The organism is Vibrio sp. 10N.222.51.C5 (assembly GCF_041474575.1).
Classification (GTDB): domain Bacteria; phylum Pseudomonadota; class Gammaproteobacteria; order Enterobacterales; family Vibrionaceae; genus Vibrio; species Vibrio crassostreae_C.
Genome location: NZ_JBFRUJ010000046.1, coordinates 119,593 through 145,110 on the forward strand (window position 1 = coordinate 119,593; position 25,518 = coordinate 145,110).

Annotated in this window: 23 protein-coding genes and 1 pseudogene; 8 read left to right on the forward strand and 16 right to left on the reverse strand. The window is 45.2% G+C overall.

The window, feature by feature from the left end; translation table 11 throughout:
- Positions 1-90 precede the first annotated feature (90 nt).
- From AB4558_RS14855 to AB4558_RS14880, 6 genes are all read right to left on the reverse strand, one after another.
- A complete protein-coding gene (locus AB4558_RS14855) occupies positions 91-327 on the reverse strand; it encodes a YdcH family protein (RefSeq protein WP_372158894.1) in 237 nt (78 codons plus the stop codon).
- 267 nt (positions 328-594) lie between these two features.
- Complete coding sequence (locus AB4558_RS14860; protein ID WP_372158895.1) at positions 595-1,467, reverse strand: radical SAM protein; 873 nt, start codon at positions 1,465-1,467, stop codon at positions 595-597.
- 199 nt (positions 1,468-1,666) lie between these two features.
- Positions 1,667-1,789 (reverse strand): hypothetical protein, encoded by a 123-nt coding sequence (locus AB4558_RS14865; protein ID WP_258182976.1) that lies wholly within the window; start codon positions 1,787-1,789, stop codon positions 1,667-1,669.
- 223 nt (positions 1,790-2,012) lie between these two features.
- The gene (locus tag AB4558_RS14870; protein ID WP_372158896.1) at positions 2,013-2,708 is read right to left on the reverse strand and encodes an aspartate/glutamate racemase family protein; all 696 of its coding nucleotides are present in this window, start codon (positions 2,706-2,708) and stop codon (positions 2,013-2,015) included.
- Positions 2,709-2,867: 159 nt separating this feature from the next.
- On the reverse strand, positions 2,868-3,851 hold the full coding sequence (locus tag AB4558_RS14875) for an HAD family hydrolase (RefSeq protein ID WP_372158897.1): 984 nt from the start codon (positions 3,849-3,851) through the stop codon (positions 2,868-2,870).
- Positions 3,852-4,087: 236 nt separating this feature from the next.
- A complete protein-coding gene (locus AB4558_RS14880; RefSeq protein ID WP_372158898.1) occupies positions 4,088-5,332 on the reverse strand; it encodes an NADH:flavin oxidoreductase/NADH oxidase family protein in 1,245 nt (414 codons plus the stop codon).
- Between the two features lie 278 nt (positions 5,333-5,610).
- Here AB4558_RS14880 and nfsA point away from each other — a divergent pair, with 278 nt between their 5' ends.
- Positions 5,611-6,333: an oxygen-insensitive NADPH nitroreductase gene (gene nfsA / locus AB4558_RS14885; RefSeq protein WP_017060948.1), complete on the forward strand. Its 723-nt coding sequence runs from the start codon at positions 5,611-5,613 to the stop codon at positions 6,331-6,333.
- Between the two features lie 128 nt (positions 6,334-6,461).
- Here the strand turns inward: nfsA and AB4558_RS14890 are convergent, their stop codons facing one another.
- Complete coding sequence (locus AB4558_RS14890) at positions 6,462-7,994, reverse strand: phospholipase D family protein (RefSeq protein ID WP_372158899.1); 1,533 nt, start codon at positions 7,992-7,994, stop codon at positions 6,462-6,464.
- 493 nt (positions 7,995-8,487) lie between these two features.
- Between AB4558_RS14890 and AB4558_RS14895 the strand changes: the two genes are divergently transcribed.
- Complete coding sequence (locus tag AB4558_RS14895) at positions 8,488-8,985, forward strand: hypothetical protein (RefSeq protein ID WP_372158900.1); 498 nt, start codon at positions 8,488-8,490, stop codon at positions 8,983-8,985.
- A 207-nt stretch (positions 8,986-9,192) separates the two neighbouring features.
- Positions 9,193-9,483, forward strand: coding sequence for a putative quinol monooxygenase (locus AB4558_RS14900; protein ID WP_017062386.1), 291 nt, complete (start codon positions 9,193-9,195; stop codon positions 9,481-9,483).
- Between the two features lie 120 nt (positions 9,484-9,603).
- Here AB4558_RS14900 and AB4558_RS14905 read toward each other — a convergent pair whose 3' ends face one another.
- Complete coding sequence (locus AB4558_RS14905) at positions 9,604-10,485, reverse strand: LysR family transcriptional regulator (protein ID WP_136977970.1); 882 nt, start codon at positions 10,483-10,485, stop codon at positions 9,604-9,606.
- 280 nt (positions 10,486-10,765) lie between these two features.
- Here AB4558_RS14905 and AB4558_RS14910 point away from each other — a divergent pair, with 280 nt between their 5' ends.
- The gene (locus tag AB4558_RS14910; RefSeq protein ID WP_017062388.1) at positions 10,766-11,953 is read left to right on the forward strand and encodes an MFS transporter; all 1,188 of its coding nucleotides are present in this window, start codon (positions 10,766-10,768) and stop codon (positions 11,951-11,953) included.
- Between the two features lie 88 nt (positions 11,954-12,041).
- Here the strand turns inward: AB4558_RS14910 and AB4558_RS14915 are convergent.
- The 5 genes and pseudogenes from AB4558_RS14915 to AB4558_RS14935 all read right to left on the reverse strand — a co-directional run bounded on the left by AB4558_RS14915 (position 12,042) and on the right by AB4558_RS14935 (position 16,446).
- A pseudogene (locus AB4558_RS14915) lies at positions 12,042-12,571 on the reverse strand (sugar O-acetyltransferase).
- Positions 12,572-12,773: 202 nt separating this feature from the next.
- Positions 12,774-13,772, reverse strand: a complete 999-nt coding sequence (locus tag AB4558_RS14920) for a LacI family DNA-binding transcriptional regulator (RefSeq protein WP_372074164.1) — start codon at positions 13,770-13,772, stop codon at positions 12,774-12,776.
- A gap of 99 nt (positions 13,773-13,871) precedes the next feature.
- A complete protein-coding gene (locus AB4558_RS14925) occupies positions 13,872-15,311 on the reverse strand; it encodes a 6-phospho-beta-glucosidase (RefSeq protein ID WP_017069700.1) in 1,440 nt (479 codons plus the stop codon).
- 169 nt (positions 15,312-15,480) lie between these two features.
- The gene (locus AB4558_RS14930; protein WP_004732288.1) at positions 15,481-16,005 is read right to left on the reverse strand and encodes a hypothetical protein; all 525 of its coding nucleotides are present in this window, start codon (positions 16,003-16,005) and stop codon (positions 15,481-15,483) included.
- Between the two features lie 51 nt (positions 16,006-16,056).
- Positions 16,057-16,446, reverse strand: a complete 390-nt coding sequence (locus AB4558_RS14935; RefSeq protein WP_017064032.1) for a VOC family protein — start codon at positions 16,444-16,446, stop codon at positions 16,057-16,059.
- A 197-nt stretch (positions 16,447-16,643) separates the two neighbouring features.
- On the opposite strand from AB4558_RS14935, the gene AB4558_RS14940 reads away from it, so the two are divergent.
- Positions 16,644-17,543 carry a DMT family transporter gene (locus AB4558_RS14940; RefSeq protein WP_017059463.1) on the forward strand — a complete coding sequence of 300 codons (900 nt, stop codon included), beginning with the start codon at positions 16,644-16,646 and terminating at the stop codon, positions 17,541-17,543.
- Here AB4558_RS14940 and AB4558_RS14945 read toward each other — a convergent pair.
- The gene (locus AB4558_RS14945; RefSeq protein ID WP_017059462.1) at positions 17,540-18,442 is read right to left on the reverse strand and encodes a LysR family transcriptional regulator; all 903 of its coding nucleotides are present in this window, start codon (positions 18,440-18,442) and stop codon (positions 17,540-17,542) included. The two genes, AB4558_RS14940 and AB4558_RS14945, sit on opposite strands and share 4 nt — an antisense overlap.
- A 188-nt stretch (positions 18,443-18,630) precedes the next feature.
- Here AB4558_RS14945 and AB4558_RS14950 point away from each other — a divergent pair, with 188 nt between their 5' ends.
- The gene (locus tag AB4558_RS14950; RefSeq protein ID WP_017087622.1) at positions 18,631-20,703 is read left to right on the forward strand and encodes an alkyl/aryl-sulfatase; all 2,073 of its coding nucleotides are present in this window, start codon (positions 18,631-18,633) and stop codon (positions 20,701-20,703) included.
- A 134-nt stretch (positions 20,704-20,837) separates the two neighbouring features.
- Here the strand turns inward: AB4558_RS14950 and AB4558_RS14955 are convergent, their stop codons facing one another.
- Both AB4558_RS14955 and AB4558_RS14960 read right to left on the reverse strand, forming a co-directional pair.
- Positions 20,838-21,752, reverse strand: coding sequence for a LysR family transcriptional regulator (locus AB4558_RS14955; RefSeq protein ID WP_017078505.1), 915 nt, complete (start codon positions 21,750-21,752; stop codon positions 20,838-20,840).
- Positions 21,753-21,761: 9 nt separating this feature from the next.
- Positions 21,762-23,135 (reverse strand): MATE family efflux transporter, encoded by a 1,374-nt coding sequence (locus AB4558_RS14960; protein WP_372074160.1) that lies wholly within the window; start codon positions 23,133-23,135, stop codon positions 21,762-21,764.
- Positions 23,136-23,462: 327 nt separating this feature from the next.
- On the opposite strand from AB4558_RS14960, the gene AB4558_RS14965 reads away from it, so the two are divergent.
- Together AB4558_RS14965 and AB4558_RS14970 are read left to right on the forward strand one after the other, a co-directional pair.
- Positions 23,463-24,308, forward strand: a complete 846-nt coding sequence (locus AB4558_RS14965) for an enoyl-CoA hydratase/isomerase family protein (protein WP_004732302.1) — start codon at positions 23,463-23,465, stop codon at positions 24,306-24,308.
- 210 nt (positions 24,309-24,518) lie between these two features.
- Positions 24,519-25,340, forward strand: a complete 822-nt coding sequence (locus tag AB4558_RS14970) for an SDR family NAD(P)-dependent oxidoreductase (protein WP_137002222.1) — start codon at positions 24,519-24,521, stop codon at positions 25,338-25,340.
- Positions 25,341-25,518 lie beyond the last annotated feature (178 nt).

The following is a 25,518-nucleotide window of genomic DNA, read 5'->3' on the forward strand; positions in this document are numbered from 1 at the left end:
GATTGAGCCAAAACGAAAAAAAACTCCCGAAGGAGTTTTTGTCTAAGTCTGTAATTCGCCATTTAGATAGTCAGCAAAATTACCAACTCACTAGCCCGTTAAACGAGCATGCAGTAAATCTTTAAGCTCAGAACGATCATGTTTCAATTGGTGCATCGAGCCGTCATCAATGGGTGAATCTTTCAGCTCAAGCTTACGAATCTCTTTATCAAGGTTGTCGTACGTCTTCATGTCTGCTGCAAAGCCATCGTCAGTTTTAACAAGCTCAGCAATTTTATCTTTCATTTCAGGAAATTCGTGAACAAGAGAATGATTTTCACCTAGCATAGAAACCTCTTAAGTTGAGTAAAGTGATTGGTATTACGCATTCATTATTAACCTTAGCAAGGGAGTCAAATAACAAATGAGATCCAGTACACAGCATAGAATATAGACAATTCAGATTCACAAATTTACAACATCCACCAAGAAAATGGCTTTGCTGATTTTGAATTGTCTCAGTAACGGAAGTAGGTTTATGGCGATTATCCCGCCTCGAAAACAATACTTCTTTCGATTTTCACTTAGCCTGCAAGTATCGTTTTTAACTAAACGCTACCAAGCAAACGTCTGAATAACACTGTCTTTAGCCATTGGGTTTGATGCTATCGCATGGTTCACCTTAGCCAAAAATTGCTCTCTTGAATCAAGCAGGAAACCTTTCTGAGTCACGATGTTATTACCATGGTTGCCCCAATAGAAAGTGTCGATGTTTAGATTCTCAAGCAGATACTTTTCTTCTTCTAAGATCTGAAGTTGCGTCGGCATAACGAACTTGCCACCTTTTACTTCTTGTTCCATCACGGTTCCTGGCTGAATCGCTAACGCCATTGGCGCTATCTGCTCAGGCTTCATGATATTCAGTAATCTTGTGGTTTCGACAATATGTTCACGTGATCGATCGCGACCACCAAGGCCGAAGATAAACGAAAGTAAGGTTTCAATGCCGGCTTCTTTGGCTAATTCCATGCCTTCGATCGCTTGTTCTGGTGTCATGCGCTTTTTGATGTTGTCGAGTACAACCGCATCGCCTGACTCCAACCCCGCATAAGACATAGTGAGACCGGCACTTTTAAGCTCTTTAAGTTCGCTCAAGCTTTTACGACGGAAATCGTTCAAACCACTATAGAGCGATACTTTTCTGCTTTCTGGAAAGGTATGACGAAGCTTATCCAAAATCTTAAGGAGATAATCCGTGCGGGCGGCCATCACGTTGCCATCGATAAGGAAAATTGATTCAACATAAGGATAAATCAGGCGAGCTTCTTCGATATCTTTAAACACATCCTCAATATCACAAACCTTGAATCGTTTATCGCTGAACATATTACAGAACGTGCACGTGTTGATACTGCAACCTAAAGTGGTTTGAATCAGAATGCTCTTCGCCTCTGTCCATGGACGATATACTTTTCCCTCGTAATTCATATTGGTTTCTCCGGTCTATAAGCACGAGAGCGTGCTTTAATAAAACAGAGTTTATCAACACCAGTATTCATTGATAATTCGCGATATAGTCGAATCAGTTTTTAGATTTTGTATAAAATAAAAGCCTTGTGACAACACAAGGCTTTGTAGGGGTAACTCTCTACCGGAGCAGCTGAAAATGTGTTTCCACAAAAGAAGATTAGCTGCTGCACCCTTGGGTATGAACTCGATTCATGTCGTCACCGACTTGTGCTTCTTGAGACCCCGTCGATTGGCATCCTGCCACGAATAACAGCGTTACAGATAAGATAAGCCATTTCATAATAAATCCTCTTTCGGTCATGACTAAAGCATAGTGCTTAAAAGCGCGGATACCTCAGTCATTAACTAAAACCTTACCTACCGATAAGGCCTTGGTTAATGAACAAAGCATCGCTTCTTTAACTAACGACCTGCTTTTGTACAAAAAACTTTCACTTCAACGAATGAAAATCGTACAAGAGCGAAAATAGGACAGCTATGGAACTAAGAATAAGAACTAGAAGTTAGTCACTCGTCGCCAAACGTACAGCCGCTTCTGCATGAATGGCTGTGGTATCAAACAAGGGAACATCAGTGTGTTGCTGCTGAATCAGGAGGGCGATTTCAGTACAGCCCAGAATAACGGCTTCTGCACCTTGTTGGCCTAGCTTCTCAATGATTTGACGGTATACATCTCGAGATTCTTCTTTTACTTGGCCTCGACACAGCTCTTGATAAATGATGTTGTGGACTTTCTCTCGGTCACTCTCATCAGGAATCACCACATCGATACCGAATTTGTTAGTCAGACGGCCTTTATAGAAATCTTGTTCCATGGTGAAAGCGGTACCGAGTAATCCAACTTTCTTTACACCCTGTTCAAGCAACTCCTGCGCTGTGGTATCAGCGATGTGCAAGATAGGAATCGTGACCTTCTCTTCGATCTCAGGAACGACCTTATGCATGGTATTGGTACAAATTAAGATGAAGTCTGCGCCACCTTTCTCAACAGATAATGCCGCGTCAGCTAAAATATCGGCAGTCTCAGCCCAACGGCCTTGGTGTTGTAACTTTTCAATCTCATCGAAGTTCACGCTATACATACAAATCTTTGCAGAGTTCAACCCTCCCAGCGTCGCTTTAACACCTTCGTTAATGGATTTGTAATAGCTCATGGTCGATTCCCAACTCATACCACCAAGCAAACCGATCGTTTTCATTTTTTATTCCTTTAATTTCTGACTATCCCGATTAAAGCGTCATGCGTTAAAAATTTATAGTACGATCTTGCTGAAAATGAGACGAAGTCTTCGCTATTTAGCAAAAGGCTCGAATGAACCATCCGAGCCTTTGCTGTTTTGTCCGAATGTTTGTGTGGGTTAATACACCTCACACCAATCGGATTTCATGTCGATCAGTGTCCAATCCTCTCTGGAATTTGCCTCATCTAGTGCTTTATCAAGCTTGCCAACATGGGACTTACGATCGTACTGCCACTCGCGCTCAGCATCAGTGTGATGAACAATCATCGCCATTGAGTTGGGTTGGCTCGTTGCCCATTGCATCATGGCTTGATCACCGTCTGAGTTACCGACCGCTAGAATAGGTTTTTTGCCGATAATATGCTGAATGTTAGTGACCTTTCCGGCTTTGTCATCAATGGTCAAAATGGACGAGTCTTTAGTAACGGTTGGCTTACCATCGTTGTAGCTGTAGTTGTATTTAAGCGCGCTACCGATGATTTGCTCTGTAGGAATATTATAAGCTTGTGGAGCCCACGCTCTCATGAAATCAACGCCTCCGCCCGACACAATATAAGTCTTAAAGTCATGCTCTTGCAGGTAAGTCAGCATCTCTTTCATTGGCTGATAAGTAAGGTCTGTGTAGGCTTTGTTGAAACGTTTATCTTTTGCTACCGTCAGCCATTGCTCAACGTCTTGCTGGTATTGCTCAACAGTCATACCAGAATGTGTCGCCATGATGATTTTCAATAGCCCTTCTTCACCGCTGCCCAGAACGCTCTCAATATCATCTTCGAGTACAAACTTAAACGGTGCTTCGGTTTTCCATTCAGGGTGATCAGGCGCCATCTCTTTTACACGATCTAGTGCAAAGGCTAATTGGAAGTAATAAGGCTTTTCCGACCAAAGCGTACCGTCGTTATCGAACACGGCAATGCGATCTTCAATTGCCACGAACGTATCAGACTCAGCTTTAGTGGCTTGCCCAACAAAGTCGACGATAGCGGATTTACTCTCGCTGTCCTTCCAAGAAGGCAGCAAGTTGGGATCACAATCTTTAGCAAAAGATGAGAAAGAGAGACTGGATAAGATCGCGACAGATAAGAGGGTTATTTTCTTCATAGCAACTACCATGTTGTTGAATTAATTGTAGGGTTTAATTCAATTCATCCTAGTTGGTCTACTCTGATTTGCCACTTATGAACACTATAACCAATGCTCATGTTGGTATTAGATTAGTACCACAGCTAAGCTGGCTGAGGGTGCTCTGCGATGTATTTATCGAGAACTTAAAAGGAGACAAACAAAAAAGCAGAACTTCAATTCCTCAAAGTTCTGCTTTATCAATCCATGACTGCTTACACTCTGCGCTTTTTGAAAGCGTGCCAGCCAGCGCTGAGAATTGTTTTTACCACCACGCTTAATGCGCTAAGTTTAGGGTCAGCATTCTTGCCAGAGGCAATGCGCCACATTTGATGTTCATACCAAACCAGCCCGACCATCGCCATCTTGTCTAATGCGGGCTTTCCTGTGGTTGGCACCGTTAGTGGCATGCCGTGGCTAGGGTCTTCAATTAACTTGTTAGGGAAATCAGGATCAACCGCCATTGTGCGTGCAATACCAATAAAATCGGTCGCCGAGGTGTTTAATGCTTCATTCATTGCTTGCGCGGTTCGAAAACCACCCGTGACCACCAGCGGTGTGCTGACGAGTTTTCTCGCCTTCACCATGTAATCCATAAAATACGCTTCACGCTTTACCGTGCTGGCCTTGATTGGTTCAGCTTTGCTTTTCGAACCCATCATTGATGGACTTTCATAGGTGCCGCCGGAGATCTCAATCAGGTCGATACCGTTATCACTCAGTGTTTGCACAACCTGCATCGACTCTTCTTCAGTGAAGCCACCTTTCATGAAATCAGCACTATTGAGCTTAATTCCGACAGGGAAATCGTCACCGACCTCTTTTCGAATCGCGCGATAAACCTCAAGCACGAAACGAAGTCTGTTTTCGAGTGAGCCACCCCATTTGTCTTGGCGTTGATTATGTCTTGAAGACAAAAACTGACTCACGAGATAACCATGAGCACCGTGGATCTGCACACCGGTAAAACCCGCTTGTTTTGATAGCTTTGCACTCAGCGCAAATTTATCAATGATTGCGATTATTTCCGTCTCAGTCAGAGCTCGTGGCGTATTGAAGCCTTTCTCTAATCCACGCTCTAAAGAGATAGCCGAAGGAGCAACCGGGCTATCACATAAGAATTTAGGGATTTGCTTTCCTGGGTGGTTCAATTGCATCCATATCTGCGAACCATTTTGTGCTCCAGCCTTCGCCCACTCACGAAATACGCTTAAGTCACTTTGTTCATCCAACACAACGTTTTTAGGTTCACCAAGCGCGCCTCTATCGACCATCACGTTACCCGTTATGGATAGACCAATTCCTCCTTGAGCCCAACGCTGATAGAGCGTGACTAAACCTTGCTTAGGGTTATGCTGTTTATCACCTAGCTGTTCACTCATTGCCGATTTGAACAGGCGATTTTTGATCACTTGACCATTAGGAAGAGAAAAAGGGTCGTTGAGGCAGATTGGATTCATGCGCGTGGTTACTTTCTTGGGTTTATATATTGAGTCCAGTATGCCCTATTTTATCCGGCACTTCTGAGCATTTAACGCCTATTTCGAAGCAAGTTTCGCTCAATAAAAAATGCCAGCGGCATGGCAGCTGGCATTAATCGACTATAAATAGAATCTCAAAAACTGGGCTGACGCTGCTGAAAAATGTCAACCAGAAAGGCTCAAACACCCTTTACGCTCATGGTAATTGTCGTTATTGTGATTCTCTACGCCATCATCACAAGGACAGTCTGAGAGTTATGAACAGCACGATTGAAACTATTCTGGGGCACCGCTCCATTCGTCAATATACAAATCAACCGATTGAAAAAGCACAACTTGATGTGATTATTCAGGCTGGTCTCGCGGCTTCATCATCGAGCTTACTGCAGGCTGTTTCTATCGTGAGAGTGACAGACACAGAGAAGCGCAAGTTGCTAGCTGAATACGCAGGCAATCAAGCTTACGTGGAGAACGCGGCTGAGTTTTTGGTGTTCTGTATCGACTATCAACGCCACGCTCAAATTAACCCTGAAGTGAAAACCGACTTTACTGAACTGACCCTGATTGGCGCGGTAGATTCTGGCATCATGGCGCAAAACTGCATGCTGGCTGCTGAGTCTCTAGGTTTGGGTGGCGTTTACATTGGCGGGTTGCGTAACAGCGCACAACAAGTCGATGAACTGTTAGAACTGCCACAGCACACCGCCGTGTTGTTCGGGATGTGCTTAGGTCACCCGGCACAACAACCAGAGGTGAAACCTCGCCTCCCTGCTCACGTAGTAATGCACGAAAACCAATACCAACCGCTGAGCCTAGATGAAATTGCCAGCTACGATGATTCGATGCAAAGCTACTACGCAAGCCGTTCAAGCAACCAAAAGCAGAGCAGTTGGTCACAGCAGATCACACAGAAACTCTCTGGTGAATCTCGCCCACATATCCTGCCTTACTTAAACAGCAAGCAGCTGACCAAGCGTTAAGCCGTTAAGCCGTTAAGCCGTTAAGCCGTTAAGCCGTTAAGCGATTAGAGCTAGCAGCAAACAGCAGTACAAACAAAAATGTCAGCGTAATATACGCTGACATTTTTATTTATCCGGAGGCGGCTAGCTTACAGATATTTCTCAATCGGTAACAACTGTAGGAAACCTGATTGCATTCGTTCCCACTTACCCGTTTCTGGTTCGCTGTCCCAGCTTTGATCGCCTGAATACCAATACACATCACCGTCTTCCAGTTCCAAACGCCAGCTATTGTCGTCACTCATTGCTTGCTCAATAGTTTTTGCTAACGTTTCAGCAACCTCTTTATTCTCGATGATCAAAACCGATTCAGTATTGAGGTAGGTAGAACGCAAGTTGAAGTTAAATGAACCGATGCTCGCGATGCTGCGGTCGAATACGACTGATTTAGCGTGCAAGCCATAGGCCGTTTCAGGCGCACATTTAGACACGTCTTGAGTCGATGCTTCACACAGCTTAGATTCTGGTTTTAGCTCAAACAGATCGATGCCATGCTCCAACATGTCGTAACGTCTGCCTGCATAAGCAGAATGATTAGTCACCAGATCATTAGACGCCATAGAGTTAGTTAGCGCTTTTATCTCAACGCCCTTGTTGTTCAATACCTGCCACTCTTCAAGCTGACCATCATCGAATACAAGGTAAGCGGATTCCAGCAAGATCTCTTGTTTCGATTCGCTCGCTAATTTCCCTAGAAGAATCGCGGTCGCTTTCGGTTCATCGGTATTGTCTGAATCATCAGGGACGGGTTGATCGTAAACAAAACGAGCATTCACCCATGTCATCTCACCAATCACCTCTTTCAGCAAACTATCAGCAGCCTCACGGTCTAATGGTAATTCAGGGTAATTTTGATAGTGCGGAACGACAATATTATCTATCTTTGAGAGATCAGGTTGTTCGTCATCCCCCAGCATATCGACAGGGTAAGACCAACGACTGTTCCAGTATTCAACAAAACTGGTTTGGATGGTGTTAACTACCGAGCCCATGACTAATACATCGCGGTCTCGGAAATTGATTTCATCAGAAAGGTCAAAGTATTCATCACCAATATTACGCCCGCCAACCACAGACAAAGTACCATCTACGGTAAACGACTTATTGTGCATACGGCGATTTAAGCGAGAAAAGTCACCGACAAAGCTCAGCCATTTACTGAAGCCACGGCGTGTTGGTGTTGGATTGAAGATACGAATCTCGACGTTCGGGTGCGCATCCAATGCCGACAGCAAACCTTCACGTTCGTTGAGGTTGATATCATCCAGCATTACACGAACCTTCACACCGCGCTCAGCCGCGGCTAATAAACGGCTAGCGAGATAGCTTCCCGATTCGTCAGAGTTCCAGATGTAGTATTGAATGTCGATGGTGTGCTCGGCACTTTCTACCAGCGCTAATCGCTGTGCCAAAGCATCCCAACCGGACTCTTGCAGACGAACCGCAGTGTTGCCTTGCTCTAAAGCTTCAGGCTGAAATTCATTGGTTAGAACCGATAAAGAGCTAGGTGCAGGAGAGGTTGGCGGTTCTGTTGGATGATCGATGCCTTCAGGAAGTGAAGAACACCCACCTAAAACGGCGATTAAGATTAACGTTAAACTGATGCGTTGGAGCACAGGCATGTATCTGACTTCCTTTTCACGATGCGTCTTTAGAAACTTTCCGTACAGCTTTTCAATGAACAAGCTATTCCGATCTATTCATTGATTATTACTGCTAAATCCTGAAATTTATAGGTAATTATCCAGTATAAATTTGAAGATCAGTAAATTGACCTACAAATCACCTAAGTTGAGTGAGTGTCAGGCAATATAAACTTAGCGGGTTTTCTACCATTTCGATGGTGAGTCTGTTCGGTCTGGGTGATGCTTCACCATTGTTTGGAGATCTAGTTTCACCGCTTGATTTCACACTAACAGGCGTGTCGACTTACTTATATGAGATCGTGCAAACGCATTACTTACGTAAGCGCTAAAGCTGTTGTTCATCTAAGGGACATGTAAGGATCAACACCGAAAACATTGTTCACACTACATAACGTTTATCGTCCCTACACAAGCCTTCCCTATAGTAGTACCCTTTATTGTCTCTCATTCTTGATGGTAACTGGATATTATGAAGCTTTTGGTCGATCGCACTGGTGAACAGTTTTTAGATATTCTGCAAGAATCGGGAGACACGCTGACGGTTCAATTCATTACCAATGAAGGCAATCGAAAGGGCAAGCCGTTCCAAGATCACTTGAGTGGATTGTTCCTCACAGGGTGGAAGCCGCGCACTACTTCAACCGCCATCGGATTAGAACGCTTTAAGCAAGGCAAGCTTGAAGATCCCAAAGTGAGTTTCGCATTGCACCAGCTCTATCCACTGGGTCGAGACGTAAAGTTACCTTCTGGTGATATCGCAACTATCGCGAGTTACGCCAATACCCATGCCCATGGCTACTATATGTTTGTGCGCCTCAACGATGAGTTGACCCGACTCAAGATTACACCCGATTGGGAACTGCAACCTTCCACTCAAAGATTGGCTCTGCCTTATTACCCAGCCCCAAGAACTAAAGAAGAGCTCGACAACATTGACGATTTTGATGCGTGGGCGGGCGGCTTCTAAATACTCCTCACCTACGCCTAGTAGCACATAATACCCAAGTTATTATCAATTATTTTTTGACAATAATTCAAATGTAGCACTGTTTATCGTTTCAAATATTCCCACTATTATTTATCCATCGACACAGACTGCAGCTCAATGAACAAAGAGTGGCACTGTAAACACAGACAAATCACCATTTCGGTGAAAAATAATATAGGTACCAACATGACTCAACTAACTATCGTCGCTAACATCGTCGCTAACGAAGACAAAATTGAATTGGTTAAAGCAGAGCTGCTAAAGCTGATTGATATTACTCGCGCTGAAGAAGGCTGCATCAACTACGACCTTCACCAAGACAATGAAAACCCAGCACATTTCACTTTCTACGAAAACTGGACGTCTCGTGAACTTTGGCAAACACACATGGGTAATACTCACCTCGCTGAATACATGGCAGCAACCGAAGGTAGTGTTACGTCATTTACACTTAACGAGATGACTAAGATCGCTTAAGTACAGTTTCAGTAGTCTGTTACTAGAAAGCACACTGACAAGCTATCGAGTTCAATTTGAAAGCCCCGCTACACGTCAGCGGGGCTTTTTCATTTATGCGGATATCGTCAGCCGCCTTAGTTAGAGCTTCAAACGGGGTTGAATAAAATCAATAAACGCCGAGATACGTTTAGAGACCGATGACGACTTGTAGTAAACCGCATTCACTCGCTCTCGGTCTGTGTTGGCAAGTTTGTCTTGTTCCAGAATAGGGATTAGGCGACCCGCAGCCATATCTTCCTGCACCATAAACCCCGATAAACAAGCAATCCCATTTCCAGCTAAGACTAGTTGACGCACGGTTTCACCATTACTGGCTGTCACAGTAGGCGCGACATCACTTTGGTTTGGTAAAGGCCAATGGTTAAGCACTTTGTTACCCGCAAACCCCACAATTTGATGCGAACTCAAATCTTCAGGTTTGGTGGGCACCCCACGCTTAGCGAGATAATCAGGTGACGCAACAATATGGAGTAAACTTTTTCCTAACGGGCGAGCGTGCAGTGTTGAATCGGACAACTTACCGATTCGAATCGCAACATCAGTTCTCTTTTCGAGAAGATCAACGAAGCCTTCGTTGGAAGTGAGTTCCAACTCAATGTCTGGGTAAGCCTCTTTGAATGACTGCACCAACGGCACTAGTTGGTGAAATACGAATGGACTGGCGGCATCGACTCTTAAACGACCTTTTGGCAACTCACCGCGCGACACGATTTCTTCTTCCGCGCTCTGAATCATCTGTAATCCCACCCTGACTGAATCGACAAACTGCCGTCCTTCCTCCGTCAATTCCACGCGTCTCGTTGTTCGGTTGAATATTGAGACGCCGAGTTGTAACTCAACCTTACTCACCGAGCGAGACACCTTGGCGACCTGCACATCCAGCGCCTCTGCCGCCGCAGAAAAACCACCAGCATCGACAACGGTGAGTACCATTTCTAAATCATCTGAACGGGTTAACATGAGGCTCCTTCGCTATCTTCATTTTGTTTAATGTCATCTCGCTTGTGCTCATCACAGCTCAAATCACGGTGTCTTTTCGATCTCATCAGCTTAATCCAATGATCGGCTAACCCTCCAATTATTGCAAATATCACAAAGGTTATTTGTTAATGATGGCATTTTTCACAAATATATTTTGCTAGATAATCCTCGCCATCAAACGAAGCGCTCCTATTGCAGTCACAAGCTGCCCCATTTTATCGCGCTCGGTACTTAACAAAGAACAGTAAGAGAGATGATTATGCCACTAGCATTACTTGCATTGACGCTCAGCGCCTTTGCCATCGGAACCACAGAATTTGTCATCGTAGGCTTGATTCCTACCATGGCGAGCGACTTGAATGTATCTCTGCCATCAGCAGGCCTATTAGTCAGTTTATACGCGCTTGGCGTTGCTATTGGCGCACCAGTCTTAACGGCATTAACCGGCAAATGGAATCGTAAAGCGGTGTTGCTGACCGTGATGGCATTGTTTGTCATTGGTAACTTATTGGCGTGGCAAGCTCCAGGCTATAACACGCTGATCGCCGCACGAATTTTGACTGGCCTTGCCCATGGTGTGTTCTTCTCGATTGGATCGACCATCGCGACAGGTTTGGTTTCAAAAGATAAAGCAGCCAGTGCCATTGCGATCATGTTTACAGGTTTAACGGTTGCATTGGTAACCGGCGTACCACTGGGCACTTATATCGGCCAAACCTTTGGCTGGCAAGCGACCTTCTTGATCGTTGCTCTGCTTGGTCTTATTGCTCTTATCGGCAGCGCTATCTTGGTTCCAAGCAACCTTAAGCAACCACCAGCGGCGAAGATTTCAGCACAACTAAAGGTTCTAACTCAACCACGCTTACTGTTGGTTTACGCTATCACAGCACTAGGTTATGGCGGCACATTCACAGCGTTTACCTTCCTTGCTCCAATACTGGAAAATGTATCAGGATTTGATTCGAGCTCAATCAGCTTAATCATGTTGGTTTACGGTGTGTCAGTGGCGGTCGGTAACATCTGGGGCGGAAAAATGGCCGACAAGATGGGCCCAATTAAAGCACTGACCGTTATCTTCTCTGGTTTAGCCGCAGTACTGGTGGTATTCAACTTTACCGCAGTAAACCCTTACGCAGCTGTTGCTACCATTTTGGTTTGGGGTGCATTCGCATTCGGTAACGTTCCAGGACTACAAGTGTATGTTGTGAAACTGGCTGAGAAATACACACCAGACGCCGTCGATGTCGCTTCTGGATTGAACATTGCAGCCTTCAACGTCGGTATTGCATTAGGCTCATGGGGCGGTGGTTTGATTGTCGCGAAATCTGGATTAATGAACACCCCTTGGGTAGGTGCTGTGATCGTTTTGATCGCTCTTGTTCTGACTCGATTCAGTGGTGCGTTAGATAAGAAGCAAGCACAACAAGCTGTTCCATCTAGCATCTAGCATCTAGCATCTAGCATCTAGCATCTAGCAAGAATAGAAAAAACAAAGCCCGAACCTAGGTTCGGGCTTTATCAATTCAATCTGATTATTACTCGTTATCGATCGCTTTCAGCACTTTACATGGATTACCGACTGCAACCACATTGGCTGGGATGTCTTTGGTTACGACACTGCCCGCGCCAATCACGCTGTTTTCGCCAATGGTGACACCGGGGCAGATAATTACACCACCGCCAAGCCAAACTCAACGCCTTCTTCTACACGGCCTTTCACATCGAGTGGGTGACCTGCAGTCAGGATTTGAACGTTCGGACCAAGCAGCACATTATCGCCAATAGTCACTTCAGCCACATCCAAAATCACGCAGTTAAAGTTAGCGTAGAAGTTCTTGCCTAGCTTGATGTTCGAGCCGTAGTCACAACGAAATGGAGGTTCTAAATGTGCATTTTCACAGTCCGGAATGAGCTCTTGCGTTGCTGCTTCCCATTCAGATGTGCCAGGAATACTGTTATTGAGTTTTTGAAGCACCTTACGACATTCGATACGAGCTGCATAAAGCTCTTTATCCCAAGCCTGATAAGGTTCACCTGCTAGCATTTTTTGTTTTTCTGTTTTCACGTTACTTACCTGTTCTCACATCAATTAGCTATTTTCATATTACTTATCTAGCTTCACATTACTTAACTAATGGTGGTCAATTCATCGACCAAAAACGCAATATCGCACATCTAAATAACAGTGAATAAGGAGTGTTTGAGCTTGGTTTAAGAGATGCGCAGCTCGTCACTTTTTGTAGGTAAAATATGAAATTCGAACAGTGCTAATTTAGCTTCGCTATCGAATCACGTAACACCAAACTACCAGTGGTATTGATGGTGGTCGCTTGCTCTGTTTCACCGACAATTTGCAGGATCGCCTTTTGCGTCATTTGCTCTAATGGCACACTCACAGACGTTAAGCTTGGCGTTAAAAACGCCCCCACTTTGCTGTTATCAAAGCCGACGATCGAAACATCTTGAGGCAATGAGTACCCAAGTTCGGTTAACGCCTTAATTGCACCAATCGCCATATCATCGTTTTCAGACAAGATAGCAGTGAATGTGGTTCTGCTTTTTGCCAAAGCCTGAGCCGCGTGATAACCGCTCTCCATCGTCCAATCACCTTGAACAACGTTGGACTCATCCAACGCAACACCATGTTTAGTTAACACATCTTGATAGGCTTGGTAACGCAGCTCATCGGTCGAAGAACCGGCTTTACCACGAATCACTGCAATATCGGTATGACCCTGCTCGATGATGTGTTCAACCATAAAACAAGCGCTCTGATAATGGTCGGTGGTAATAGCATGATTGGGCTTCGACGGCATTTCTCGGTTGAGTACCAGAATCGGAGTGTCAGTGCTTTCGATGATCTGAGCTATCTCGCTTTCGGTTAAACATTGCGGATAGATGATGATGCCCGCGCACTTCATATCAAGCAGGAAATTGATCGCCTTTCTTTCGTCTTCAGCGCTGTGTTTGCCATCGGTGATCACCAATTGGTGATTCGACTTTTCGCTATAAGAAGCCGCGTGATACATCAAGGAAGAGAAGTAAGGGCCATTGAACAACTCATTGGTAATTACAAAGCCGATGAAATTGGTCTTCTTGGTCGCCAATTGCTGAGCCAACAAGTTCGGTCGATAACCTGTTTCTTGAATCGCATCAAATACCTTTTTCACCACATCTGGGCGCACGATGTTCTTGCCATTTAAGACACGAGAAACGGTCGATTTAGATACGCCTGCGCGGTTTGCGACATCAAGCATGGTTACCATTCGCTTCTTTTCCTTTATAAAAAATTAGCCGACATAGGCCGACTAATTCATTGCAAAATGACAGCTCACAGTTCACATAACTGCGCTGGGGAATGCATTCTAAATAGTGGCACCGTTAGATGCAATCACACCTTTATACCACTCGAAAGACTTCTTGCGCTTGCGTTCTAGTGAGCCAGATTGATCGTTGTGCTTATCTACGTAAATGAATCCGTAGCGTTTTTTCATCTCGCCCGTGGTGAACGAAACTAAGTCGATACAGCCCCAAGGGGTGTAACCCATCAAATCAACACCATCAATCGCAACGGCTTTTTTCATCTCTTTGATGTGGTCGCCAAGGTAAGCGATACGGTAGTCGTCATTAATGCTGCCATCTTCTTCAATGGTATCAACAGCGCCAAAACCGTTCTCAACGATGAACAATGGCACTTCATAACGTTCATACAGAGACGCTAAACAGAAACGCAAACCGGTTGGGTCAATTGGCCAGCCCCAATCGCTAGACTGGATAAACGGGTTATCGACCGAGTTTTCATGACCGCCGTCCATCGCTTCTTCAGTCGATTGGTGAGAAGAAGAATCCAAGGTATTAGACATGTAGTAGCTAAAGCCTAAGTAATCAGCCTTGCCTTCTTTTAGGATCTGCTCATCTTCGGGCTGCATCTCAATGTTGAAGCCTTTGATTGCCCAGTCACGCGTAGCGTAATTTGGGTAATGACCGCGAACCATCACATCTGAGAAGAAGTAACGGTCACGCATCGCTTGTTGTGCCACCATAATGTCTTCCGGTTTAGAAGAACGAGGATAGAAAGGCACCATCGCACACATTGCGCCAATTTGAAGATTTGAATTGATCTCGTGACCTTTCTTAACCACCAACGCACTCGCAACAAACTGGTGGTGAACCGCTTGATACATAGCTTCTTGCGGCTTTTCACATTGCGGGAACTTCACGCCAGAGCACAACCAACCGAAGATGTCTGCCGAGGTGTTCATCTGGTTGTTGATCTCGTTAAACGTCATCCAGTATTTCACTTTGTGCTGGTAACGCTCCATCACCGTAGTTGAGTACTTAACGAAGAAGTCGATCACTTTACGGTTCATCCAGCCACCATATTCGTTAGCTAGATGGTAAGGCATTTCAAAGTGGCTCAGTGTTACCACAGGCTGAATGTCGTATTTCAACAGCTCGTCAAACAGATCATCGTAAAACGCTAAACCCGCTTCACACGGTTCAGCTTCATCGCCATTTGGGAAGATACGCGTCCACGCGATACTGGTACGGAAACACTTAAAGCCCATCTCAGCGAATAACTTAATGTCTTCTTTGTAGCGATGGTAGAAATCCACTGCGACTTGGTTAGGATAGTTTTCGCCATCAATCACGCCATCGGTGATTCGACGTTGTACACCATGAGCGCCCGCTGTTAATACATCAACAACACTGACACCTTTACCATTCGCATCCCAGCCGCCTTCTAGTTGATGCGCTGCTACTGCACCGCCCCATAAAAAATCGTTCGGAAATTCGTTGTTCATACCATTACTCGCTACAAGTTATTCGTGAAAAAGATCAGGATTAGAGAGCTCATTGCAACTCTGAAACCGATTTCAATAAAAGAAAAGATACAGGTTGAAACCGGTTTCAGCAATAGTTAAAAGATCTTTTTTGATCGAACTACAGACTAATCAACAGTCAGCATTACGATCAATGCTGCTCAAAATACTGATCATGCTGCGATTTGCCAGATTGGTCTTGAGTGCCAGGGTAAAACTGGACGAGTGTCTGATCGGCTAGTGTGAGGTGAATCCAACCCTCTTTGACTTTCAGCCAATTGGTGCCGTTGGTCTTATAGACGGCAGGGAAATTGCCCCAGCCTGACTCTGATACCTGCAACTCTTGAAAGCGGTTAATCGGCGTTAGCTTATTGCTGGCAAAATCTGCGTCGGCATAGACTGATAAAGGTTCGATAGCATCGTTTGGCTTAAACGTATAACAGCTCACAGAGGCTGAAGTGCGATCAAACCACTGGTAGGGCTGTGCACCGATTAAATCGTAGACCGTGCAATCATTGAATTGAATGGCCCACTCTTGATGGGCTTTGAAGCCAAGGTAACCTATGGGTTGGGATGGTTCAGGCTTCGAGTCAGCCTCTGGTTCATATACCGGTTCTGAGGTAGCACATCCCATCAGCCCAAGACTAAAAAGGAAAGTCAAAGCACGCTTCATCATTGTAATACCTCAGTTCCGTTAGTAGATGAGTAACTCAATTAAGTCTCTACATTAAACGGTAAGTTCCAAACGATTACCATCCGGATCGAGTACACAGCTCTCATAATAGCCATCGCCTGTTCTTCTTGGGCCATCTAAGCGCTCATAGCCGTCTTCGACCAAGTGTTGAGTCAGTTGATCGACCGCCTGTTCCGAACCTAATGATATCGCCATGTGAATGAAGCCTGTGAACTGGTCATAGATGTCGTCTTTCGATTCAGGGACAGAGTCCATTTCCATAATCTCTAAACGACTTCCCGTATCAAACGAGAGGAAGTATGAAGAAAACCCTTTAGTTGGGTTGTGATATTTTGAGTTCAATGTCGCGCCGAAATAATCTTCATAAAATCGCTTCAGTACTTCGAGTTGTTTGGTCCAAATTGCGATGTGTTCAATCTTCATTTTGTTTGCCTAAGTTTGATGTCTAACGCTAGATTACTCATCAAATAAGGAACAATAAACAGAACGAAATTCATCGAAATTGTTCCTGATTAACGGGCTCGATTTTATGTCCATAACTGCACAGTATTGGCATCTATGTTTGTGTAATAGTTATCTTTCCTCCATAGTCAGGTTTTACACAATCTGAGATTCAAACTGTGAGCTTTTTAAAACTGATACTACTTGCGGCTATATGGGGAGGCTCGTTTCTTTTCATGAGAATGGCCGCCAATCCATTAGGGCCCGCAGTCTTAATTGAAGCGCGAGTTCTGTTTGCAGCACTTACTCTGCTTTTAGTTTCTTTCTATTTAAAAAAGAAGCTCTCTTTTCATGATCACGCAAAACACTTCTTCATTCTCGGCCTGTTTAACACCACACTTCCTTTTTTGCTTTTCGCTTATGCCGCGCAGACACTTAACGCCTCGACACTCGCCATCTTGAACTCTACCGCGCCAATATGGGCGGCAATCATTGGTGCAATATGGACCAAAACAGCACTCGAGGCGAAAGTTCTATTGGGACTTGGGATTGGGGTAACAGGAGTTGGCGTGTTAGTCGGTTGGGATGCGATGAACATTGGCCGTGAGGCTATGCTTCCTATCTTTGCAGCAGTGATGGCGGCCTTTAGCTACGGAATAGCGTCAAACTATACCAAACAAGCCCCTAAAGTTGAGGCATTCAACAATGCTCATGGCAGCATGTGGGCTGCGGTATTGCTGGTTTTGCCGTTTGTATTCTTTATTCCGATGAGAGAAACACCCGACGTTACGATCACTACATCGGTTGTCTTATTAGGCGCGGTATGTACTGGGTTAGCGTATCTACTTTACTTCAATCTCGTCTCTGAACTCGGCGCACCTTCAGCCCTGTCCGTGACCTTCATCATTCCGGTATTTGGTATTCTATGGGGTAACTTATTCTTAGATGAAGCAATTGGCATCAATACGATTGTTGGTTCAATTCTGGTTATCACCGGCACCATGTTGGTGACAGGAATGACGCCTTCTAAGATGATAGAGAGCGCCAAACAGAAACGAGCAGCAAGAGCGGCTCGTTAATCAGCCATATATTGCTGAATCTTGTTTCTCAGCCACTGATGAGCAGGGTTCAAATCGGTTCTTTTATGCCAAATCATGTATTGCTGCATCGGTAAGATTTCAAACGGCTGATCAAGGACTTGAAGCTGGAAGGATTCGGAAAATTGATTGGCAAAATCACGCGATGTACTGCCGACACAATCTGAGCCCGATACCAGCACACACATGGTCATCAGCGAGTCACACTCGGCACTCACTTTTCTCTGTTTCAGTGGCGACTTGGTAAAATAATCTGCCGTGTATAAACGGGTTCGACGCATTCTAAAAGTAACATGCTTTTCGTTGTAATATTGCTCTTGCGTCACAGAGCCATTGATTCTCGGATGCCCCTTTCGAGCTATCAGCACCAACTCATCTTCAATCATCGGCTGCTTCATGTAGCCGTTAACTTGCGGGTAATGGATATCAATCGCTAAATCAGCTTGTTGCATGCTCAAGCCTTGCAATAATTCTTCTTCGTTGTTCGGCACCATATTGAATTCAATCGAGATATTGCCCAACGTCTCATCTTGCTCGACGAGAGGTTGAAGCTTGGTTAATCCAATCTCATTCACCAGGATACGAAACACATGATGCTGCTGATTATCAAATGTCTTTAAAGTGCTTACTGCGCTGCTTATCCCTTCTAGAGCAGGCTCTACTCGGTCTGCCAATTGCACCGCAGCGTTAGTCGGAATAATCCCACGCCCTTCACGAATAAACAGGTCGGTATCAAGCTGAGATTGCAATCGCTTCAATGCCCCACTAACCCCAGGCTGAGTCATACCAAGCGATTCTGATGCAAGCGTGATCGACTTTAATCGATACACTTCTAAGAACACGCTCAATAGATTTAAATCCAACTTTTCCACGTCGCTCACCGTTACTCTCCCTGTCAATGTGGTCTTAATCAATCATAGGTCAGGATTCGTCTTCGCTCCCCAACCATTGCATGACTCAATACATAGCCAATAGTGATGTATTAAATAAAGCTTACTTTATTTTTTGCTATATGTCTTATTCCTATAATCGCCTCAACGAAACAAAATTCTGAAATGAAGAGGCTCTTATGACAACTTCTCGCACGTTCAAAAATGCATCACTGTTCCTAGCTATCTCGTTGGCATTCCCTGCGATTGCAGCTAACCATGATCACGCACACTTCAGCGAAATTGGCGATCAAGGTGGCAAAAGCGCAACCGAGATGACGACCAAAGCAAACCAAGAGTTCGCAAAAACACTTAACTTTGCCGACACTCGCGCTTTCGACAATAACAACAAGGGTCTGATTGCTAGCTTCGACCAAGAGACAGGCGACATCATTCGTAATAGCTTTAACTTCATCGATCCAAGTGTGACGAATGCAGACCAAGCACCAGATTCAGTAAACCCTTCACTGTGGCGCCAAGCGGTATTGAACCAAGCGGCGGAAGGTTTATATGAAGTTGTTCCGGGTAAAGTTTACCAAGTTCGAGGCGCGGATTTAGCGTCTATTTCTTTCATTCGTAGTGACAACGGTTGGATCGCCTACGACGTTCTTCTTACCAAAGAATCAGCCGCCAAATCACTCGAATTCTTCAAGAACAATGTGCCTGATGGCGGTGAACTGCCCGTCGTTGCAATGATTTACTCTCACTCGCACGCTGATCACTTTGGTGGCGCAAGAGCAATCAAAGACGCGTATCCAGATGTAAAAGTGTACGGTTCGAAAAACATCACTAAAGAAATCGTCGACGAAAACGTATTGGCGGGTAACGCAATGTCTCGTCGTACCGCATATCAATATGGCGCAACCCTGAACCGACACGAACACGGTATTGTGGATGCGGCACTGTCTAAAGGTCTATCAACCGGTAGCATTACTTACGTCCTGCCAGACTACGAGCTGAACCATAACGAAGAGATTGAAACTCTGGTTATCGACGGCCTAGAAATGCAATTCATGGATGCTTCAGGTACCGAAGCGGCATCAGAAATGGTGACGTACATTCCGAGCATGAAAGCACTTTGGACTGGCGAACTGACCTACCAAGGCATGCACAACCTGTACACGCTGCGTGGTGCTAAAGTACGTGACGGCTTGAAATGGTCTAAGAAGATCAACGAAATGTTAGTCACTTGGGGCGAAGAAACAGAAGTACTGTTTGCGTCTCACTCAGCCCCAATCTGGGGTGAACAAGAGATTTCTGATTACCTAAAAATGCAGCGTGATGCTTACGGTTTTACTCATAACCAAACGCTTCGTTTAGCCAATAACGGTGTGGTTCTACAAGACATCGGTGACGAGATTTACAAGGTAATGCCAGACAGCATTCAACAGTCTTGGCACACCAATGGTTACCACGGTACCTACTCTCACAACGCTCGTGCTGTGTACAACATGTATCTTGGTTACTTCGACATGAACCCAGCTAACCTTAATCCATTACCAATCGAGCCAGAATCGGTGAAGTTTGTTGAGTACATGGGCGGCAGCGATGCTGTGATTGAAAAAGCGCAGCAAGATTTCCAAGAAGGTGAATACCGCTTCGTTGCAACAGCACTGAATAAGGTGATTCAAGCTGAGCCAGAGAACAAAGTTGCACGTGGCTTATTGGCAGATACATACGAGCAATTGGGTTATCAATCAGAAGGTGCAGGTTGGAGAAACATCTACCTAACGGGCGCTCAAGAGCTTCGTATTGGCACACAACCGGGCGCTCCAAAAACTGCATCTCCGGATGTATTGGCTAACATGACTATTGAGAACTTGTTGGATTACTTGGCAGTTAAAGTGGATTCGCTAAAGGCGCAAGAAACACCATTTACGTTGAATATTCAGTTGCCTGATGTAAAAGAGTTCTACTACGTTGAAATGTCTAACGGCAACCTGAACAACATCCAAGTATCAGAGCTGCAAGATGCGGATACAACACTGATCATCAATAAGTCTGACGTGTCTGACATCGTGCTTAAGAAAACAAGCCTAGGGAAACTGTTAGAAGACGGACAAGCAGGTGTGAAAGGCGACAAGACATCGCTTAACAAACTGCTGTCTTCACTGACAGAAGCTGACACCTCTTTTGAGATTGTTCCTCGTCCAAACAAAGGCGAAGAAGTTGATGCCGAGCTATACCAAGATTCAGCGGTACACGCGCATTAAACGTCCGAAACGCTAAATAGATAAAACAACAGCAGTAAGCTAGAAAAAACGTTCTATATAGAACATAAAACAAGCCCCTACCTTTTGGTCGGGGCTTTCTTATTTGTTCTCAATGAGTGTCTCTTTCTTAGACGTTACTGAGCTTGACCGTTTACTTCGCAATCCCAATAAGAAGGAGAACCATAATATTGCACAAAGTAGTCGATAAATACGCGTACCTTCGGCGCGAGCAGCTGTGCACTCGGGTATACCGCCCAGATCGCCGCCTCATCCTTTAAAGGGTAATCTGGCAACACCTCAACCAGCGAGCCTTCCGCGAGCTGCTTATAAGCAATCCAAGTCGCACACATGGCAATGCCCAAGCCATCGACACATACATCCCTTACCGCTTCGCCATGATCAACACGGATCGCACCTTTTTTCTTGATGGTGACATCGCCTTCTGGCGTATCGAACGTCCAACCTTCCAAGCCGGTTTGATTGATACATTGATGTTGCTTGAGGTCTTCTGGTGTTTTCGGATGACCATGAGCAGCCAGATATTCTGGCGATGCACACAAAATACGTTTATCCGTAGAGAGCTTACGAGCGATCAGGCTTGAGTTTTGTAGCTCCGCGTTACGAATCGCCACATCAAAACCACCATCGACCAGATCGACGATTGAGTCACTGAGTGAAATGTCCACCGACAGATCTGGATACTTAGCCAAAAAGCCTTTTAGCGCTGGCATAACATGCATGCGACCAAACGAAGAAGGTGCAGATATTCGCAACACCCCTTTTGGTAATTCATTACCGGTTCCGACAGAGGCTACACCCGCTTCGACACTCAAAAGGATTTGCTTGGCGTGAGGAAGAAATGCCATGCCTTCTTCGGTCAGGGAAACCTTTCTCGTGGTGCGATGCACAAGACGGGCACCTAGGCTCTCTTCGAGCTTTCCGATATGAATACTGGCTACCGGAGGTGACAACCCAAGCTCTTGTCCTGCTTGACTTATATTGTGCGTAGACGCGAGTCGCACAAACAATTTCAGATGTTCAATATTCATCAATAATGGCTAGCCTGCGCTGAGTACACGCTGCTTACTGGCCGCAGCGGCACGAGGGATAATGTGAGTTTTAATATAGGCATTAAGCTTAAACCATGCAAAAGCGCCCGCTAAAACATTGGCGACGGTCGCAGCAATAACCGCATTGATCATGTCTCCAGTTATCGAGCCGAGCCATAAAGCAGGAATGTAGAAAACAAACAAGCGTAAGAAAGAGACATTCAAAGCTTTACGAGGCACACCCAAGGCATTAAAGACCGAAGCAACCAACATGCAAAGCCCAAGCGGGCCATAGCTGAACGGTATAAATAACAAGGTCACTTCAAACCAGCTGCGTATGCTTTGTTCTTCCGAGATAACAGGAATAATCCAGCCACTAAACAGCGCCAACAATGTTGCCATCACGGTGTGGAAAACCAATAAGAACTTCGCTGTTGTATTCAATAGCTCAGGGATTTTGCATCGCTGCTGCGCCCCTAGGTAACGACCAATCATAGGCGGGATAGACATGGTCAGAGCAAGAGAAAACACCAGCATAAAACTTTCAACACGGGCAAGTAAGCTCCAAAAAGCCATCTCATCGGTTCCGATTCTCGCAATCAAAAGCATTGAGAAGAATGCGCTGACCGCAGGTAATATCTGATTCGCAGTGGTTGGCATTACCGTCTTGAATAGCTCAAAACTGTAGCCTTTGATTTGGTTACGGCACGCGCCATTGAAGCCAAACCAACCCTTGCCGCGAGACTTAATTAACATGTAGATTGCGCCGAATGCATAGCCAATGCTCGATGCGATCGCTGCACCTGCGATGCCCATATCCAATCCAAAGATCAGAATAGGGTCGAGTATCAGGTTAATCACACTGGCAGCTAAGAACATGCTGCCGGTTGTTTTGGTATCGCCATTGGCACGATAAACGCAGGTGGCCAGATAAAGCACTGCCACCATCAATGCACTGAACAGCCACAGTGGCCAGTACACATTAAAAATCGACAGCATGGATTGGTATTGAGCGTCAGAGACATCATTCACAAACGACGCAAAAACAGAATCGCTAAAAACAATCAGGCCTAAGCAGATTAAGGCTATTACCACCACACCAAACCCGGCCGACAACGTGGCAATTGAGGTGGCCTTACGTTGCTCTTTTGCCCCTACCGCTTGAGAAATAATGGACGTTGCCGCCACACCGATGCCCACTTGAACCCCGGTAAACGCCGCTTGGAATGGCAAGGTGATACCGTGAACCGCCAACTCATTCACCCCTAGCTGACCGATAAAGATCGAATCGACCAATTGCACCATCATGATCGCAAACACACCCAGTGTCAGTGGCAGTGTTTTCTCAATAATGGTTTTCAAAGTCGCGGATCTCATCTGCATAAGTCGGTTCACTCTTGTCTGTACCTTAGGGCTAATTACCTAGTTGAGCAGTATACGAAGCTAAATGAAAAGGATAAGAGCGCCAGACAAGGAATGAGTTTTTAGATTTCGTTGACAATCGAATTAGCAAGATACCTTCAACGTTAAAATATCCATCTAAGACACTGAATAAATTGAAATTACAAAACCCGCCAACACTCTTAATAATTCGTTAATAGTGTTTCGTTTAATTGTTAATTGTTGGTTCGAACATTCCTCGCTAGCCTGAATTTAGGTCGCATTCACACTGAATAGGCTGAAATGAAATCTCTCAGAAGGAATATGGAAATGGCATATCAAGGTTATACAACGTTTAAAGCTCAAGCCGAGGATGGAATTCTTACCGTCACTTTTGACTTCGGTACTGTGAATGTTCAAGGGCAAGAGATGCTTGCCGACCTCAATGGTTTAGCAATGAGACTAGAGCGCGATCGTGACATCAAGGTCGTGGTATTTCAGTCAGCAAACCCTGAAGTTTGGGTCTGCCACTACGACACTAATCTATTAAAAGACATGTCGACAGAAGCCGTTTCTCGTGAAGAAGCGAAGTTACTCGACCTGCAAGTGGTGCTAGAAAGAATCAGCAAACTGCCACAAGCCACCATTGCCAAGCTTGAAGGGTTCGCTCGAGGTGGAGGCCACGAATTTGCACTGGCGTGTGACATGCGATTCGCGGCTCGCGGTAAATACAAATTCATGCAAATGGAAGTGGGTATGGGCATCCTTCCTTGTGGTGGCGGCGCATCACGTATGGCACGCCAAGTCGGCTTAGGTCGCGCACTCGAAATCGTCCTAAGTGCACGTGACTTTGATGCTGACGAAGCCGAAGCATACGGCACCATCAACAAGGCACTAGAGCCGGATGAAATTGGCGAATATGTTGATACTCTAGCCAAACGAATCTCAAAATTCCCTGCCGAATCGATCAATGCATGTAAGCAAGCGGTGTACGAGTCTATCGACAAACCGATCGACGAAGCACTCAAAGCGGAAGCTTATTGGTTGTATCAAGCTACGAGCAAAACCCCTGCGGTTAAGCGCTTCCAAATTGCCGATGAGCAAGGCCTAGAGCACGATATGGAAAACCAACGTAACTGGGAAACTCTGGTTATGAACGTTCAAGACATCAAATAACTCGGTCACTTCTCTTAATTTGGGTCAGTCACAAACTGACCCATTGTCTTACTTAATCGTTAAACGCCAACGGTTAACCACCAAGTGTTAAAATGGTCATTATTTGCCCCATAGACTCACATTTGAGTCTTCAGCTTGTGAGCCAAATGCAACTATGTGTCATTAATCTTTGTTATAACGTTGTTCAAACTATTTTTTGAAGGACGGAATATGCAAAAAATAATTCTGATCACAGGTGCCACGGATGGCATTGGTTTAGAGACCGCAAAAGCACTAACGCAGCAAGGGCACCATGTTCTAATTCATGGCCGCAACCCAGCTAAGGTCAATAAAGTCGTGACCGCTCTGTCTCGCCTGTCTAAGAATGCAATCATCGAAAGCTACATCGCAGACCTATCGACGCTCTCTGAAGTTGAGGCGCTCGTAACCCAAATCAAAAGCGATCACAAACGACTCGATATACTCATTAACAACGCAGGTGTGTATAAGGTGTCGGACATCACCACTCCAGACAATCTTGATGTACGTTTTGTCGTAAACACCATTGCGCCGTATCTCCTGACACAAAAGCTGCTTCCTCTTTTTGATGCGACAGGTCGTATCGTCAATCTATCTTCAGCAGCCCAAGCACCCGTCGATTTAGAGGCATTAATCAGCCCGAGTGCGGGTGAACTTGATGGTCCGGTTTACGCGCAAAGTAAGCTGGCGCTAACGATGTGGTCCATCGAATTAGCCAATACTCTTTTAGACAAAGGCACCGCAATTATCCCTGTAAACCCAGCCTCTTTCCTTGGCAGTAAATTAGTAAAAGATGCTTATGGCGTTGATGGAAACGACCTAGCGATTGGAGCCGATATTCTTTGTCGTGCTGCGCTCAGTGATGAGTTTGCCAACGCTTCTGGTAAATATTTTGATAATGATTCTGGGTTGTTCAAAGACCCGCACGCCGACGCATTAGACAACACTAAGAACCACAAGCTGGTGACAGTGCTTAATCAATTACTCGAAGAAAAGCTGTGCGTTACGCACTGATCATTAATTAGTAAAAAACGACCACTAACACTCCCCCCACACACGATCCAAGCCGCAGTTCTATCCATACAGACAAAGAACTGCGCGCTCTTTCGATTATTAAAATTTCTTTAATACTGATTCCCCGCTTTGCCCAATTATCACCCAAGATGCAGATTGCTAAACTTGCCCTCGTCGA

Coding starts and splice junctions, on each gene's coding strand:
- AB4558_RS14890 (WP_372158899.1), bottom strand. CDS start 7,994: ATGCCTGTGCTCCAACGCATCAGTTTAACGTTAATCTTAATCGCCGTT.
- AB4558_RS14855 (WP_372158894.1), bottom strand. CDS start 327: ATGCTAGGTGAAAATCATTCTCTTGTTCACGAATTTCCTGAAATGAAA.
- AB4558_RS14860 (WP_372158895.1), bottom strand. CDS start 1,467: ATGAATTACGAGGGAAAAGTATATCGTCCATGGACAGAGGCGAAGAGC.
- AB4558_RS14930 (WP_004732288.1), bottom strand. CDS start 16,005: ATGATGAAGCGTGCTTTGACTTTCCTTTTTAGTCTTGGGCTGATGGGA.
- AB4558_RS14875 (WP_372158897.1), bottom strand. CDS start 3,851: ATGAAGAAAATAACCCTCTTATCTGTCGCGATCTTATCCAGTCTCTCT.
- AB4558_RS14895 (WP_372158900.1), top strand. CDS start 8,488: ATGAAGCTTTTGGTCGATCGCACTGGTGAACAGTTTTTAGATATTCTG.
- AB4558_RS14910 (WP_017062388.1), top strand. CDS start 10,766: ATGCCACTAGCATTACTTGCATTGACGCTCAGCGCCTTTGCCATCGGA.
- AB4558_RS14965 (WP_004732302.1), top strand. CDS start 23,463: ATGGCATATCAAGGTTATACAACGTTTAAAGCTCAAGCCGAGGATGGA.
- nfsA (WP_017060948.1), top strand. CDS start 5,611: ATGAACAGCACGATTGAAACTATTCTGGGGCACCGCTCCATTCGTCAA.
- AB4558_RS14880 (WP_372158898.1), bottom strand. CDS start 5,332: ATGAATCCAATCTGCCTCAACGACCCTTTTTCTCTTCCTAATGGTCAA.
- AB4558_RS14970 (WP_137002222.1), top strand. CDS start 24,519: ATGCAAAAAATAATTCTGATCACAGGTGCCACGGATGGCATTGGTTTA.
- AB4558_RS14950 (WP_017087622.1), top strand. CDS start 18,631: ATGACAACTTCTCGCACGTTCAAAAATGCATCACTGTTCCTAGCTATC.
- AB4558_RS14900 (WP_017062386.1), top strand. CDS start 9,193: ATGACTCAACTAACTATCGTCGCTAACATCGTCGCTAACGAAGACAAA.
- AB4558_RS14960 (WP_372074160.1), bottom strand. CDS start 23,135: ATGCAGATGAGATCCGCGACTTTGAAAACCATTATTGAGAAAACACTG.
- AB4558_RS14905 (WP_136977970.1), bottom strand. CDS start 10,485: ATGTTAACCCGTTCAGATGATTTAGAAATGGTACTCACCGTTGTCGAT.
- AB4558_RS14935 (WP_017064032.1), bottom strand. CDS start 16,446: ATGAAGATTGAACACATCGCAATTTGGACCAAACAACTCGAAGTACTG.
- AB4558_RS14870 (WP_372158896.1), bottom strand. CDS start 2,708: ATGAAAACGATCGGTTTGCTTGGTGGTATGAGTTGGGAATCGACCATG.
- AB4558_RS14925 (WP_017069700.1), bottom strand. CDS start 15,311: ATGAACAACGAATTTCCGAACGATTTTTTATGGGGCGGTGCAGTAGCA.
- AB4558_RS14920 (WP_372074164.1), bottom strand. CDS start 13,772: ATGGTAACCATGCTTGATGTCGCAAACCGCGCAGGCGTATCTAAATCG.
- AB4558_RS14865 (WP_258182976.1), bottom strand. CDS start 1,789: ATGAAATGGCTTATCTTATCTGTAACGCTGTTATTCGTGGCAGGATGC.
- AB4558_RS14955 (WP_017078505.1), bottom strand. CDS start 21,752: ATGAATATTGAACATCTGAAATTGTTTGTGCGACTCGCGTCTACGCAC.